At 47.6% G+C, this 315-nt stretch carries 1 protein-coding gene; it reads left to right on the top strand.

The genetic code is table 11. The features are described from left to right. The coding region (locus P0G09_RS17230; RefSeq protein WP_275253281.1) for an amino acid permease at positions 1-315 on the top strand (315 nt) is incomplete at both ends.

The following is a 315-nucleotide window of genomic DNA, read 5'->3' as shown; positions in this document are numbered from 1 at the left end:
ACTTTTAAGGGCGGTCAAAACGTTCCATCAATTATTGTTGCAATTATTTTCTGCTGGCTGTTAACGATCCTGGTTAACAATGGTGTTGAAAGTGCCACCTTCGTCAACATGATTGGGACGATCTGCAAGATTGTGCCGCTGATCATCTTCATCATCATCATGTTTGTCTGCTTCAAGGGCGGCATGTTTACGGCTGACTTCTGGGGCAAGGTTGCAAGCAACGCCACTAAAGGCACGACGACGGGTTCGGTCTGGACTCAAATGAAGGGTACGCTGATGACTCTGATCTGGGTATTTATCGGGATCGAAGGGGCA

It is taken from the genome of Faecalibacterium sp. DFI.5.82, assembly GCF_029076575.1.
Lineage (GTDB): Bacteria > Bacillota > Clostridia > Oscillospirales > Ruminococcaceae > Faecalibacterium > Faecalibacterium duncaniae.
This window is presented reverse-complemented; position numbering and strand designations above follow the sequence as displayed.